The sequence below is a fragment of the Ruegeria sp. CDSA077 genome, assembly GCF_059612265.1.
On the sequence record NZ_JBXWQG010000011.1, the window covers coordinates 58,706 to 73,217 of the forward strand.

Consider the following 14,512-nt stretch of genomic DNA (forward strand, 5'->3'; position numbering starts at 1 on the left):
GAATCCAGGCCGCGGCTTGAGATGCAGAGACGGGCCAATGCCTGTGCAGGAACTCGGTTTGGCTCATTTGAGTGCAATCTATTAGTCCGCTTTTTTGTCGTCTTGGGACAAGATTGTATCTGCCACTGTGGTCGCCGCGGTAACGAAGACACCGAGGCCCACGATGATGTAAATCATTGTGAAGATCTTCCCTGCCGCGGTTTCAGGTGAGAAGTCACCAAACCCTACGGTCGAAATTGTCACTACAGAAAAGTAGATTGAGTCGAGCCAACTCCAACCTTCGACAAAGTGGTAAAAGACCGAGGCCCATAAGATCATTCCAACCGTGAAGGCAAGAATACCTTTCACTCTACTGTCCTTGAAAGCGACGCCTATCCCACGTGTTATTCTGGTTAGTGAGTTCATCCTGTCCTCGTCGTTTGAAAAATTCACATATAACAGTAATTGGATAAATGTAGGAAATCGAAGAAATCTGGCTGCCAATAGCTTGGGGGATGCGTCGAGCCGCTGAAGTCGCAACCCCTGCAACGTGTCCAGTTCTGGTCGGTCAGACTCGCTTCAAGCCGGCTGATTGGAAGCTGGGTCAGCGGTACAAAAGTTATTTTGTCATCTACCCGTGATTTAGCTGTCCGTCCAAATCAGCGAGAGTTATCAGCTGTACGGTCAAGATCATTCAGAGGTCGGGAAATTTGCCGACCATATAATCCATTAACCTAACAAATAAATGGTTTAGGTTGCCCAAGGTATGAATCGGAACATTAGGAGAAAAGCGTGCGGTACGTTGCAAAAGGTGTATTTGTTTGTTGCGCTGTCGCGTTTGTGGCTGTGTTAGCAGCTTGGCTTTTCCTGTCTTCTACGTTGTTTTCTTCTGTAAGGACCACCTTCGTTGAAAACCTGATCTCCAAGAAACTTGGTCAGGACGTCATCATAGAGGATGAAGTGCGTCTAGGCCTTGGCCGGCACTTGCAGGTGTCAGCGGCGGGGCTGGTACTGCCTGGTTCGCGGAGAGCGAACGAGAATCTGGCAGCAATCGACGAAATAGAGTTCGAAATTTCCACGCGCGACCTCTGGAACAGTAATCTATCGCTGAGCAACCTTTCTCTCTCGGGCGTTCACCTGAACCTGATCACAGGCAAAGACGGCGTCGGAAACTGGCAGTCCCTTTCCCAATCAGATGTAGAAGCCGGGCAAGCTGCTAAGTCTCCGAAAATGCCTTTGGCTGGAGTTCTAACGGACCATAAAATTGACCTGACCGAATTCGCCGTTTTTTACCAAAACGATCTAAATGGGCTTGAGCTGGATCTGCAGCTTTCTGAGCTGCTTCTAAAACGCGATACGGAAACCGACGTTGCGACCGCAGTTGGGGCCGGTTCGCTAAATGGAGAGAGGTTTGATCTGAACGCGACATTCCCTGCGGAAGACCCGTTTCAGGTAGCGGTGAACTTCGAACAGATTTCGATTACCGCAGAGGAAACCCCCATAGAAGACGGGCTGCAAGTGAAGACGACCCTAGAGGTTGTAGAACTTGGCCAGCTTCTCGATATCCTGAAGCTTGACCGTGTCCTGGAAGGTTCAGGGAGTATTGGTGCAACATTCAAATCGGTCGACGGCGTTGCCCGGATTGATGATCTAAGTGTTTTGACGGAGTTGGATGGCGGGCAAAGCCTCTCGCTGACAGGACAAATCGGAGAATTGGGGAACCCGGAAGACGTATCGCTGACAACCCGCATTCGGTTGTACCCTGAAGATGCTGAACCGGGCACAGCCGCATCGCGGTATGATCTTAAACTTATCGCGGTCGACATGGTTATCGACAGCGTCCCCGGGCAGATTCCGCAGCGGCAAATGGTCATTAAGACCAACGGATTCACATTGGACACGTCTGGCGAGGGTCCGCCTCCGATCAAGTTCTCCGAACTTTCCAGAACACCAGAAGGCACCTTAAGGGTCGGAAGCATCAACTTGAGAATTGGGAACCCGGCTGATCCGTTTATCATTTTGGACGGTTCGGTCGATGACGCGCTGCAGTTACAAGGAATATCAGCAGAAGGTCTAATGGACATTCCGGCAAGCAGTTTGATCTCACCAGAACTGTTAGGAACGGACGACCAACTCGGCAGGTTTTCCGGCGACTTTCATTTGAATGGCGATATCAATCAGCTATCGCTGACGAATTTGGATGGCAGGACAAGCGAAACGGAAGTCTGGAACCTCGAGGTACATGGCACTGTGAAGAATGTACTCAAATTCGAGGACCTGGATTTAGCAATTGATGTCGAAGTCCCGTCAGGAGCGGACCTTTTGGAGGCACTATCGCTTGAACGCGTGGAATCCGGACAGGCTCGCCTTGAGATTGACCTCGCTAGCGAAGGCACCGATTGGAACGCGAGTGCCAATGTCGAGGTCGCTGAATCTGTCCTGGAAATTGTCGCCGATCTTGATGATGCAACAAGTGATCCTGTGCTGAAGGGTTCCATAGAGAGTGACCTGATAAAGATAGATCATATTCGAGCTATCATTCAGACCGCCGCACAGTTGCGGAAGCTAGGCGGTACGGAGCCCGACGAGGAAGACGTCAATCAAGAAGCAGATGACACTGGCCCTTTGAGAGATGTGACGCTCAAACCAATTGGGCGTTCAGTTCTCTTGTCCGGTATGGATATGGATGTCGACATTGACCTTCGGCACATAGAGGGCGCCAAAAGCATCAGCAGTTTGCAGAGCGAACTGACGCTTAACAAAAATGAGCTTAAGGCCGGGCCTTTGAAATTTGAATACGGTGGCGCTCATTTCGACGTCAGCGGGCAAATGGATCTATCGAACGACGCGCACCTGCTCACGTTGACCGGCAAGGCAGGCGGCTGGCAGCTGGATGATATTCTTCACGGTCTGAACTTCAAAAAAGGTGCAAGCGGTACGATCTATGCAGATTTTTCGGTGTCAGGAGGAACCGATTCACCCAAGCACTTTGCCAACAGCATGAACGGCAACGCCACAGTTTCATTACGTGATGGCTCGATCGAGACCCAGCTTTTGGATTTGGCGGGGCTGGGTGTGCTACCTTGGGTGTTTACCAAAGAAAAACAAAAGGTTGCTCCGATCGTGTGCTTGCGCGCGCCGATTAGTATCTCCAATGGAAGTATTTCGACGAAACAAACCACCTTGGAAACGGATCATGTCCAAGTTGTGGTCTTTGGCGGCGTCGATGTGGCTGGCAAGGTCTTGGATTTAGATCTACAGCCCCGTAAGATTGGCGAACCTCTTTCGAAAAGCCCCTGGCCAGTGACTCTAAAAGGCCCGCTAGCTAAGCCGAAAATCAAGGTCAAGGACGGCCCGAAGCGACTGAAACGATCAGATGGTGCAGACAAAATGCCTGCCAAAAGAAAACTCTGCGTACCGGATATTTTGCAACTGCAGTAGTGGTGGAGGCAGTTGGTTCAGGAACAATCTAGAATTAAAGAAAGATGATAATGCTCCCGAAAAGGGAATTCCGCTTTGAGCCCAGAGCCGCCGTCGCTGAGTGAATTGGCAGCTGCGAGCGCATTGGGCCGCTTACAACACTTTACCGACATTTGTCGCCAAGTTGTTCGTCAACTGCCAGAGTGAAAGGATCGGATGTCGGCTCCAAGCCTAGAGAGATAGATGCCGCCATTTGTAAGAAGGCTGTTCCCACGCCGCATGAAACTTGCACGCGACTAGAGCAATCTCGGCACCTACGGCACGCACCAGTTACTGTAGGCATTCGGGCCGCATGCGCCTTTCGCTATATGGGAGTTGCAAATCTCAGTTAGATCGCAGTCTTAGCGGATGTGCGGAATTGTAGGATTCTAGACACAAGAAGACCGCCCAGGGCGTAGATAAAGAAGGTTCCAAAATCCAAATCAAAGCCTTCTATAGAAATGTCAAAACCCCTAAACAAGATCAATGGCATGTCGATATAGACTGACGTAAAAACAAGGGAGGCGGCGGCGAACCAAAGCGACTGGTTCCAAAGCCAGCGAAAGGATCGCCATGATCTTGCCGCTGCTGGTCGGCCCACAAACATAATTGCGAATGCGACGCCAAAGAAAAACGCGACATCATAGATGATCCCTCCGAAATCTATGATGCTATAGTTTAACATACTGATGCCGTAAGTTAGTGTTGCGATTAGCTGTAGTGCTAATTCGGCAAGTGCTGCGACGACGAAGAGGCGAAGCGCAAAGATGATTTCCTGACGCGTCCATTTGGCAAAAGAGAGTTTGTCGTTGAGATAGGCGTAGGTCAGTGACCCGCCCAGAACAAACCCGGCGGCGTGCCGAACCGAGACCACCACATCGTATTGCCAAGCCCGAAGTTCTGTTTCGGTTACATATTCGACGCCCATGACGATCAGGCTGAACGCTGCCCACACGATAAAGTAGCCGATCCCCAAAAGGGTGGAGGCCACGAGATTCGCTGTTCTTGACCGTGTCGTGCGCCAACTGAATACGTTGAGCGCGTTGAATACCAAAATGGCGAGAAGTGCGCTCCAATAAAGGCGGTGCAAAACGAACCGGCCGACCTCTTGCACCACAGTGTCTTGGCCGCCGCCGAACAGGAAAAACGGGTCTTCTGCGACAACCCATCGAATTGCCGCCAAAGGGATGCACACCAGCACTGCCATCCAAAGAACACCAAACACATACCGGCTGGCTTTGCTTTGGCGCGCAGTCCTGTACATCACCGTCACAGGGCCATCATCAAGGGTGCCGGTTTCGCGGCATTCGGACGCTGCCGATTGTATCATCGTGATCACCGCGTCACGCCGGAACTGGAGGAAGAAGAATGACAACGCCATCAGAAATGGAAGGATCGAGATGATCACTGCGACCGTGCGATAGCTATCAAAGTCGGCGTGTTCTTCGACGATAACTGGAATTTCGATGGGGTCGTTGGCGACCGAAGGCTCAACAACCGGAGTGTCACTGGTCCGGTCTTCTCCTGAAGGGGGAAGGTGGCCCTCGCCGTCTACGAAAGGATCTTGCGGGATTACTTCGAGCTCCTCCGGTACCAAGTAGATTACCTCGGAGCGTTCTGGATATTGAAACACGGTTTGTAAGTTTGGGACCACCAGCGCCAAATAGACCAGCGACCCCATCAAAACCGCGGCTATCGCAGTCGATGCGTCCGCCTGTCGGTCCAAAAAGCTGGTTACTGAAGCACGTCTTTCGCCAGCTCGTTGCAGAATTTCTTCGGCTGCATGTTCGTAATGTATGCTGGTAGGGTGCAGAAGTCCAAATTTCACCGCAGGGCTGAGACCTGCAAACAGGTCTTTGCCTCGCTGATCCAAATGCTCCTCGAGACGAATCTTGTAGCTGGGTACGCCAAAGATCCGACGGATGAGAAGATAAGTGGCGACAAAATATCCACCGATGATCCACCAAAAGAGAACCGCAACAAAGCGATACGGAATCGGAAGCCAAAAAAAGCGCTTTAGCGGGTAGCCAAAGGTTTCAGCCAGAACACTGGAAAAATGCAGAAGGAGACTATTGCCTGCAAATTCGGCCAATGAGCCAACTAAATAAGCCGTGAGCAGGAACACCGTCGCGAAAAGAACGGCGTTAGATTTCATCAGTTCTTTGTAGACCTCCTGGGTGGCGGTTTCTATCACTTCGACATGTGCGAATGCGGCAAAGGTGATCACCACAAAGCCCGCAACCAAACGTCTGACAATATGAAGATTTCCGCTTATGGATGAAATAACATCAGTCATCTAAATACCCTTGGCTTCAATATTCCGCAGGGCGCTCAAAATTCGCGGCGCTTGCGTATACAAAGTCAAGTATAGCAAAAAAACGGCAGCACGAGAAATCGTGATGTAAACCATGTTTACTTGGGCAATCCGCCAGCAGTGTATAGAAGGTTGCGCTGTTGATCCAAACAAAGCTGTGTGCTGACACGTCGTAGGGTCCGAAGCCATTAACATCTTACTTTGGCGATGGAGTTGACACTATTAGGCAGAATAAAGCAGACCTCCAACGAAATCTCTCGAACGGTAGGAATGTCCCGCGATGTGTGAATTCGTTAGCAGTTAAATTATGCGCTTGCAGCGAATGACCGCAAAGCAGGCTGCGACCGCAGAATCTTGCTTGGGTGTTCAATGTTCGGAATGGGCCGTTTGCCGAGGTAGGCGGTATTGCCATAGAGATGCTGTGTTTGCTCCGAGGTCTACAGCGAGCACAAGTTACTCATGGGTGTTATTGCTTTGGATCATACAGATATCCGATTCCGCGTACGGTTCTGATTATCTCCGGCTTTTCGGGGTTGGATTCGAGCTTGCGGCGCAATCTGGAAATTCTGATGTCGATGCTGCGGTCGAAAGGATCCCAGGATCGATCGTGAGCCTGTTCCAATAGCTGATCTCGGTTTAAGACGCGTCCTTTGTTATCCGCGAAAACCTTTAGCAACCTGTATTCCATTGCGGTCAACTGAACTTCGGATCCATCAGGGGCCAGAAGTTTTGCCGCTTCGTTGTTCAACGTGTAGTCACCAAAACGTGCTCCATGACTGTCGTTCGTGACTGACGCCGGTTCAGTGATGGCCCCGCGACGCAGGATCGCCTTGATCCTGGCCTCAAGCTCTCGAAGATCGACGGGTTTGCCCAGATAGTCGTCGGCACCCATTTCCAAACCGATGATGCGATCTACAACATCACCCGCCGCAGTGAGCATGATCACTGGTGTTGTGTTTTCTGGGCGAAGGGATCGCAGTATTGATAGACCGTCTTCCTTGGGCATGTTGATGTCCATAATCATGACATCTACGACCTCCGCTGAAACTATCGCCCGAAGTTCTTCCCCCCCAGACGCGGCGGAAACCCTGTAGCCACGTTTGCTCAGGTATTCCTGAAGCATCTCGCGCACATCGATTTCGTCATCGCAAACCAGTATGTGAGCGTCTTGATTATCCATCGGAGCGGTCCTTCTGGTCGGCGAGTAGTGTTCCGACAAGCATTCTGAGCTCTGACGGAGAGACAGGTTTTTCCAGGTATGGAAGACCGGATTCGCGCAGCAATCCCAATGAGCTTTCCCCCATTGTGTCGCCGGTAATATATGCTGTTCTGCTTAGCATATGAGGGAAATGTATCAGCAGAGCTTCATAGATCTTGCGACCGTCAATGCCCGGCATGTTCAAATCACTTAGAAAGATATCGTATTTGGCAGATTGCAGACGGCTGAGCGCCTCTTCACCCGACGTGACAAAATCAACATAAAGTCCTTCTTTTCTAAGAATTCCGGCGTTCAGTTCACCTACTTCGACTTCATCATCTACGATTAGGGCCCGGTGTCTGACAACGTTCGGTGAGATTTCAGGCGGCTCGTCAATATTGCTGGCGTCAGACACCGCGACAGGCAGGGTGATCCGAAAACAAGTTCCAGATTCGTTAGTTTTTTCCAACCCGATCTGACCACCATGAGACAGGACGATCCGGTGGCAGAATGCCAATCCAATTCCGGTTCCGTCGCCTACTTCTTTTGTGGTGAAAAATGGCTCAAAAATGCGTTGACGAATGGCTTTGGGAATTCCGGGTCCGTTGTCCCGAACTGTAATTTCCACAATCCCTTTGCCCGGATTGATTTCGGCAGACAATATGATTTCGTCACCGATGCCGGCCGACGTCATCGCTTGTTCTGCGTTGATTATCAGGTTGAGGATGACCTGCGTCAGCTGATCAGCATCTCCGGCAATAGGTGGCAAATCCGCAGGTATGCTTCGCAGAATTCGAATTTCATCCGACGTGCTGCCGTAACCCGCGACATCCGCTGCGGTCTCGATCATTCCGGCTACGTCGACATGTTCGATCTTGCTGGGTTGTTGACGCGCCATTGCAAGGAAGGTTTTTACGATCTTTGCACAGCGTTCGGCGGCGTTGCCGATCTTTTCGATTCTGTGAGTCAAATCGGGATCCGAAATTTCTTCTCTCAGCATGAGCGAATGGCCCACAACAACAGAGAGCGGGTTGTTCAGCTCATGCGCAACCCCGGCAAGCAGCTCGCCAAGGGCGGACATCTTCTCGTTCTGAAAGACCAGCTCTCGTTGTTTTTCAAGTTCTGCTTCGATCGCCAGCTCGTCGGTCAGGTCGCGCGTGTTTGAAACGATGACTTCTTCGCCATTAAACTCGATAAGGCGGGATGAATCCGCAGCCCAGAACGCCCGCCCATTGACGTCGACAAATTCCATGCGGCAGTCTTTCAGCCAGCCCGCCTGTCGCAGATCCTGCAGATAGCGTTGGCGCTCGTTGGGATCTGCATAATACGATCTTGAGTTTTTGGAGTCCCCAAACAACGCTCTGATTTCCGGCGTTGCAAAAAGCACTTCACCGGTTTCGGCATGTGTCATGTTGATGGCGGCAGGATAGGCCTCCATGACCTGACGGATGAGGGCGTCCGCCTCTTTTTGAACAGTCAGATCGATAATGCTGGTAACGATGACTTCTTCGCCTTTGTAGTCAATCAACTGAGAAGAAATCGAGGCGGGAAAGGTTTTCCCTTCCGCGTTAACCAGATCAAGTTTGTAGTCCTTCACCTGCCCATCAGCCAAAAGCAAAGTGATAAAATCCGCGCGCTCTTCTGGCCTGAGATAATGTTCTCTTGCTGACCGCGCCGGGCCAAACATCTGAAGAGCGGCGGGTGTGCGGTACAAAATCTGACCGTCACCAATCCGCGCCATTGTAACAATCGCCGAGCTGGCATCCAGAACCTTACGGATCAGAATATCACCGTCGCGTTCTTCGACTTCGGCCTGCTTTCGGGCGGTAATGTCTTCGCGCGTGACAACAAAACCACCGAGTTCCGTCGGATGCACGGAAACCAGATAAGTTCGCCCGTCAGTTTCGGTCAACTCATAGTCTTGAATAAACTCGATACCGTTGGCCAGCCGATCTGAAACCCATTGCCGTTCGTTGCCTATGGCGCCGGCATAGATCCCCCGGCGCGCGGTTTCCCGCATCAGTATTTCCCAGTCTAGACCGGGCTCCAGCAGGTCCGCGACCCCTTTGTTCATCTCGGCATATCTTTGATTGAACATAACAAGTCGACGATCGTCATCGTAAAGGGCAAACCCTTCCTTGAGCGCTTCAATGGCGTCACGAAGAAGATCTCTTGCCTTCTCGACTTCTGCCAGATCGTTTGCCTTACCCATCGTCATCCCAAATTTCTAAGATACCATTGTTTCAGTGCCATTTCAAAATCAGAGCCTTGTGTTTCAATTGTTTCAGAGTGTGTGACTCCGTTCTAGTGTCTGCCTAAAATCTGTCTTTGTTCTAGGTGGATAGCGCGTTGAGTGACTTGGGTCACATAGCTACAAATGAAACATTTTGCGCTGCTTTCAGAAATCACATTGAAACATTGGAAGGTCAGTTAATTCCCATCGCTAATGTAATTGGGTGAGTACGATGACCATTTCATTTAAACATACTGAAACGATAAACACACCTGTTGTTGCCTTACATTCTTCAGCATCGAATGGAGGACAATGGTGCCAGTTGGCAGCGGATCTGGAAGGCCGCTTTGAAGTTCATGCCTTCGATCTGCCCGGCTATGGCAACGCCCCTCTGGTCGGAGACTTCGCACAGAAAGGAGCGGCGGTTTCGGCAATCCCCGTGATCCGGGAAATTGAGGCCATGGGGCGAGCCGTGCATCTGGTTGGTCATTCCAATGGGGGAGGTGTCGCCATCAAGATCGCGCTGATGCGTCCCGATCTTGTGAAAAGCCTGACTGTCTACGAACCTGCGACCTTTCATTTTCTCAAGCATGGGGACACGGTCAGCCGGCAACTGTTCAGTCAGATCCAATTGCTATCTGGCGTAGTGACGGCTGCGGCTGCCGATGGCGACGCCGAAGCTGGGATGCGTCATTTTCTGGACTTCTGGAACGAAAAGGGGTTCTGGGATGCGCTGCCCGTTCCCGCTCAAAACCGCTTTGCTCAGCAGATCGTTTCAATCATGACCGATTTTGCTAACGGGTTTGCCGAAAACTGGACGCTGAAGGATCTGTCCAGTCTCGAAGTTCCCACGTTGGTCATGACTGGCTTGGAGTCACCAGAGATCACCCAGCATGTGTCGGTCGCTATTGCTAAGGCTTTGCCGAACGCACGGATCGCATTGCTACCAGAGCTTGGCCACATGGCGCCGGTTTTTCAGCCCGAGTGGACCAATTCGAGAATTCTTGAGCACGTGGCCAGTGCAGAACGGCCCGTCGTAAACATCAGCTGGCCGGAACGGGAAGCTGCATAAGCCGTCTGCGCTCTGTGTCGCAGCTCGGATTTCAACCGCTGGTGTCAAGCCAGTAATCGCCAGGAGGAACAAGAAATGAGTATTCAAACTGCAATCAACTCCACAACGGATTTCACTGCAATCAAAGCCAAGCAAAACGTTGCATGGGGGTCAGGTGATTACAGCAAAGTTGGGGTGACGCTCCAGATCACCGGCGAAGAACTTGCCGAGGCCATGGATATGATGCCGGATGCCAAAGTGCTTGATGTTGCAGCCGGGAATGGTAACGCCACACTGGCCTTTGCGCGGCGCTTTTGCAATGTCACCTCGACGGATTATGTCGAAGCCCTGCTGGAGGCCAGCAGCCAGCGCGCCAAGGCGGAAGATCTATTTGTCACCTACAAGGTCGCTGATGCGGAAAACCTGCCCTTTAATGATCAGTCATTTGATGCCGTCGTGTCGACGTTCGGGGTAATGTTCACGCCAAATCAACAGCAATCCGCCGCGGAGCTGCAGCGCGTCGTGAAACAGGGCGGCAAGATCGGTATGGCGAACTGGACACTCGAGAGCTTTATCGGCCAGTTGTTCAAAACAATTGGCAAGCATGTGCCGCCACCCGCTGGCGTACAATCACCCGCTTTGTGGGGAAGCCAGGACTGGGTCGAGGACACCTTCGGCGCCAATTGTGATATTACGTCGTTCAGACGCAAGAACTTCATGTTCCGTTACAGATCAGCGGAACACTTTCTGGAGTACTTCCGGACGTTCTACGGCCCCATGCAAAAGGCCTTTGACGCTCTGGATACCGAAGGGCAAGCCGCGCTGCGCAACGATATCATGGCGCTGATCGAGAAATTCGACATCTCGACCAATGAAACGCTGTGCATTTCATCGGAATATGCCGAGATTATCGCACAGCGGCACTAGTCACATTACCCGCACTCACTGCTCTTTGGCTTTATGCGAAAGAGCAGTGACGATTTGCGACAGGCATGTCCGATTAGTCAGTTTTGGAAAGGTTTTAGTATGGCTGCACCTACACTTTATGAGAAATACGGTGGTTTTTCGAGGATCAGCAAAATCGTGATCTCTTTCTATGACATTCTTCTGGATAACGATGAGGTCGGACCCTTCTTCGACAATGTCGACATGAGCCGGATGGTCGACCACCAGACCAAATTTATTGCGTCACTTCTTGGCGGCCCGGCTTCGTACACGGATGAACAGTTGCGTCGCATGCATTCTCATCTGGACATCACAAACGCCCATTTCGATGAGCTCGAAGCTGTGTTGCAAGGTGCTCTGGAAAAACACAACGTGGCCGCAGAAGACATTGACGCGGTTGTCACGGAATTCGGCAAACGCCGTTCCCTGATTGTTAGGTAAGCCATGACTATAGAAGCCATCAATGAACAACTGCTGCGCGCGATTGGCGTGGGCGTTGCACTTTTGGATCGTGAAACGCTGAAGTTCGGTTTCCGCAATGACACATTTGACGAGTGGTTCATTGGCGATAATCATTCGGATCATCTGCAGCAGCTTTTTCCCGATCTGGATCTGACTACGGTTCAAAAAAGCCTGTTTGAGACACGGCGATACACGTCGGAGATCAGTTTCAAGAAAAAGCGCAGAACGTTGGTCATCGCGCTCGATTTTACGGTCGCGGATGAGGATGTGCTTGTTCTCGTTTGTCAGAATATCACCCGCATCAAAGAGTTGGAGTCGATGATCGATTCATACTCGATGATGGTCGAACGCAACACGCGCGAGTTGAAGCGGGAAAAGGAACAGGTGGAAAAACTACTGCTGAACCTGATGCCGCGATCTGTTTATGAAGAATACAAAACATTTGGCGTCGTGACACCTCAGCTTTATGATCCGGTGTCGGTGCTGATGCTCGATTTTGTCGGGTTCACGGAGATGGTCGCCGCGCAAGATCCAAGCGTCACTGTAACCGAACTGAACGATATCTACAGCGCGTTTGATCGCATCGGTGAACAGTTTGGTTGCGAACGTATCAAGACGATCGGTGATGCCTACATAACCGTCGCCGGTTTGCCGGACCCAACCCCTGATCACGCCAAGGCGATTGCCAATACTGCAATAAGGTTCGTGCGATATCTGAACCGCCGAAACCTGAGCCACCCCCATCAGTGGCGGTGCAGGATCGGGTTGGCTTCGGGTTCCGTTGTGGGGTCTGTCGTAGGCATTCAAAAGTACGTCTACGACATTTTCGGACCGGCGGTTAATCTGGCTTCCAGACTTCAGGAGTTTTCCGAACCCATGCAAATTACGGTGCAAGGCAACGTTGCGCAGATCCTCAACGATGAGTTCGACATGGAAGATTTGGGCGCGAAGACGATCCGAGGCTTTGGTGAACAACCAGTTTGGCGCCTTTCCGATAAAAATTAATCGGCTTTGTCGCAAAGTACTGAGCCGGGCGAGTTTCTTGGCGAGCCAGCCCATTCCGGTCCACCGATACTCCCCAAAAATCAGAACTTACCTTTCCCGTTCGCCATTTCCGCCGGGGTGGGTGAAACGACATCCCAATGCTCGACGACCATTTCGTCCTCAACCAGCCATAGGTCGAAGAAAGCCCAAGACTTCTCGCCGATGGTGGCATCTCAGGCGACGAAGACAAAGTTGCCTTCTGCCACGACTATCCGAGGCTCAAATTTAGTAATCACATTTCGCTATTTGGGCCGCAATTTGTTGGATATGCTTAAGCCATTTGTATTTTGGTCGTGTTAACAGATGGACGGAGTCAGACAATTTCGCATGCAATTCGACCGTGAGCAGGCACGTTGATCTCAAAACAGACCTAAAATCAACGACTTCAGGTGGCGGCTTTGTCCGCAGATTGTAAGTTCTACAGACCCTAATTTCGCGAATGCGGCGAACGGCAGGTTCGGCGGGCGCAACGCAGCATCTCGTTCACCGGTCGAGCCACCACTCGTCAATGTCTGCTTCTGGGAAGCTGCAATGCGGCATCAGCGCTCTCGACGGTCGGCAGCTCTGGGCCGTCTTCATATTTGGCTAGCATGTCCGCCAGCTAGATACTGCGTTTTCTCCGACGGCAGCGCTGAGCCCAGACCTACCGGATGCTGCACGATGTACTAATGTCAGCTTTTTTAGAGATGACATTGCACTTGTCAAAATGACATGTATAATGTCGATATGAAAGCAGGACAACTTCACCAACTGATTTGGATGTCACGCACTTTGATGCAGGCCGCAGAAGCCTGCGTAGAAGCGGGCTTGGTCGGAACCAACCTAACAGTCCGGATGCGCGCCGTTCTGGAGATGCTGGACAAATACGGAGAGCAGACCGTCCCAGAGATTGCGGCAAGACTCGAAATCAAACGGCAATACGTTCAGATCATGTGCAATGAGACGCTGGCCTCAGGTCTGGTCGAGCAACGCCCAAATCCTCGCCACAAGCGGTCTCCTGTCCTGGCGTTGACCGATCACGGTCGCACCCTCATCGAAGAGATCATTTCGAACGAAATGAAGCTTATGGAGAGGGTTGGTGCGAACCTACGCAGTGAGAGCATTTCCACGGCGCTTGAGGTCGTGCTCACAGTGACGGACAGACTAAAAACCCAAGCGGGAGAGAGCGAATGACTTTCGGTGTTATCTTGGCCACCGCGGTCTTGCTCCTAATTCTCTGGCTCGCCAACGGTATAAGACGCATTGGCGCGGTCAGTGTTGGAGAAACGATATCGGACCGGAATGGATCAGCACTACTGCTGATTGATCTACAGTCGGTATTCTGGGAGTGCGGTCCGTACTCGAACGCCGCAAAAGAAGCCGCCGCAGGTGTCATTCTTTCGGAAGTAGAAGCTGCGAAAGCGCAAGGCCATCCCGTCATCGCCGTGCGTCAGGAATGGTCGATCCCTTCAACCAAGGCAGTGGCAAAACTCTTGATGAAAGGGCAGGCGATAGAGGGCAGCGACGGGACCGAAATTGCCGAGGTTTTTACATCTCTACCCGACCATGTGCTTGTTAAGCGCGTGCAGGACGCATTCGAAATGGGCGAACTGGGTGCTCTTTTAAAGAGTTACGACGTCGGCAGGCTGCGCCTTGTTGGTTTGGACTTGAATTACTGTGTGCAAAAGACGGCGCTGGCGGCCAGAAAACGAGGCTATGACGTCACCGTCGTGAAAGAGGGGGCGCTCGCAGCCGCACCGACGGAAAGCGCTGAAAAGAAGATGTCGTCAGCAGGTGTGGCCATTTGCTGAGCGGACATTGATCTTTCAAGCGCAAACGGCAGCAAAG

General features: G+C 51.6%; 11 protein-coding genes. 7 read left to right on the plus strand and 4 right to left on the minus strand.

What is annotated here, in order from left to right; all coding sequences use genetic code 11:
- Positions 1-81: 81 nt before the first annotated feature.
- Positions 82-348, minus strand: coding sequence for a potassium channel family protein (locus tag AC2FLE_RS17435; protein WP_246097203.1), 267 nt, complete (start codon positions 346-348; stop codon positions 82-84).
- A gap of 423 nt (positions 349-771) precedes the next feature.
- Between AC2FLE_RS17435 and AC2FLE_RS17440 the strand changes: the two genes are divergently transcribed.
- Positions 772-3,420, plus strand: a complete 2,649-nt coding sequence (locus AC2FLE_RS17440; protein WP_496698606.1) for an AsmA family protein — start codon at positions 772-774, stop codon at positions 3,418-3,420.
- 367 nt (positions 3,421-3,787) lie between these two features.
- On the opposite strand, the gene AC2FLE_RS17445 is transcribed toward AC2FLE_RS17440, so the two are convergent.
- The 3 genes from AC2FLE_RS17445 to AC2FLE_RS17455 form a co-directional block, all read right to left on the minus strand.
- The gene (locus AC2FLE_RS17445) at positions 3,788-5,734 is read right to left on the minus strand and encodes a hypothetical protein (RefSeq protein WP_496698607.1); all 1,947 of its coding nucleotides are present in this window, start codon (positions 5,732-5,734) and stop codon (positions 3,788-3,790) included.
- Between the two features lie 484 nt (positions 5,735-6,218).
- Positions 6,219-6,932: a response regulator gene (locus AC2FLE_RS17450; RefSeq protein WP_496698608.1), complete on the minus strand. Its 714-nt coding sequence runs from the start codon at positions 6,930-6,932 to the stop codon at positions 6,219-6,221.
- Entirely contained in the window at positions 6,925-9,162 is a 2,238-nt protein-coding gene (locus tag AC2FLE_RS17455; protein ID WP_496698609.1) for an ATP-binding protein, read from the minus strand. The genes AC2FLE_RS17450 and AC2FLE_RS17455 overlap by 8 nt, the downstream gene beginning before the upstream one ends.
- A 253-nt stretch (positions 9,163-9,415) precedes the next feature.
- Here AC2FLE_RS17455 and AC2FLE_RS17460 point away from each other — a divergent pair, with 253 nt between their 5' ends.
- The 6 genes from AC2FLE_RS17460 to AC2FLE_RS17485 all read left to right on the plus strand — a co-directional run bounded on the left by AC2FLE_RS17460 (position 9,416) and on the right by AC2FLE_RS17485 (position 14,475).
- A complete protein-coding gene (locus AC2FLE_RS17460; protein ID WP_496698610.1) occupies positions 9,416-10,255 on the plus strand; it encodes an alpha/beta fold hydrolase in 840 nt (279 codons plus the stop codon).
- Between the two features lie 75 nt (positions 10,256-10,330).
- Positions 10,331-11,161 (plus strand): class I SAM-dependent methyltransferase, encoded by an 831-nt coding sequence (locus tag AC2FLE_RS17465; protein ID WP_496698612.1) that lies wholly within the window; start codon positions 10,331-10,333, stop codon positions 11,159-11,161.
- A gap of 99 nt (positions 11,162-11,260) precedes the next feature.
- Complete coding sequence (locus AC2FLE_RS17470) at positions 11,261-11,620, plus strand: group I truncated hemoglobin (RefSeq protein ID WP_496698614.1); 360 nt, start codon at positions 11,261-11,263, stop codon at positions 11,618-11,620.
- 3 nt (positions 11,621-11,623) lie between these two features.
- Entirely contained in the window at positions 11,624-12,646 is a 1,023-nt protein-coding gene (locus AC2FLE_RS17475; RefSeq protein WP_496698615.1) for an adenylate/guanylate cyclase domain-containing protein, read from the plus strand.
- Between the two features lie 798 nt (positions 12,647-13,444).
- Positions 13,445-13,858: a MarR family winged helix-turn-helix transcriptional regulator gene (locus AC2FLE_RS17480; protein WP_496698617.1), complete on the plus strand. Its 414-nt coding sequence runs from the start codon at positions 13,445-13,447 to the stop codon at positions 13,856-13,858.
- Positions 13,855-14,475 carry a cysteine hydrolase family protein gene (locus tag AC2FLE_RS17485; protein WP_496698618.1) on the plus strand — a complete coding sequence of 207 codons (621 nt, stop codon included), beginning with the start codon at positions 13,855-13,857 and terminating at the stop codon, positions 14,473-14,475. Before AC2FLE_RS17480 ends, AC2FLE_RS17485 begins: the two co-directional genes overlap by 4 nt.
- Positions 14,476-14,512 lie beyond the last annotated feature (37 nt).

Excerpts from the sequence above, each read along its gene's own strand:
- AC2FLE_RS17445 (WP_496698607.1), bottom strand. The coding sequence starts at position 5,734 with ATGACTGATGTTATTTCATCCATAAGCGGAAATCTTCATATTGTCAGA.
- AC2FLE_RS17450 (WP_496698608.1), bottom strand. The coding sequence starts at position 6,932 with ATGGATAATCAAGACGCTCACATACTGGTTTGCGATGACGAAATCGAT.
- AC2FLE_RS17455 (WP_496698609.1), bottom strand. The coding sequence starts at position 9,162 with ATGGGTAAGGCAAACGATCTGGCAGAAGTCGAGAAGGCAAGAGATCTT.
- AC2FLE_RS17460 (WP_496698610.1), top strand. The coding sequence starts at position 9,416 with ATGACCATTTCATTTAAACATACTGAAACGATAAACACACCTGTTGTT.
- AC2FLE_RS17465 (WP_496698612.1), top strand. The coding sequence starts at position 10,331 with ATGAGTATTCAAACTGCAATCAACTCCACAACGGATTTCACTGCAATC.
- AC2FLE_RS17470 (WP_496698614.1), top strand. The coding sequence starts at position 11,261 with ATGGCTGCACCTACACTTTATGAGAAATACGGTGGTTTTTCGAGGATC.
- AC2FLE_RS17475 (WP_496698615.1), top strand. The coding sequence starts at position 11,624 with ATGACTATAGAAGCCATCAATGAACAACTGCTGCGCGCGATTGGCGTG.
- AC2FLE_RS17480 (WP_496698617.1), top strand. The coding sequence starts at position 13,445 with ATGTCACGCACTTTGATGCAGGCCGCAGAAGCCTGCGTAGAAGCGGGC.
- AC2FLE_RS17485 (WP_496698618.1), top strand. The coding sequence starts at position 13,855 with ATGACTTTCGGTGTTATCTTGGCCACCGCGGTCTTGCTCCTAATTCTC.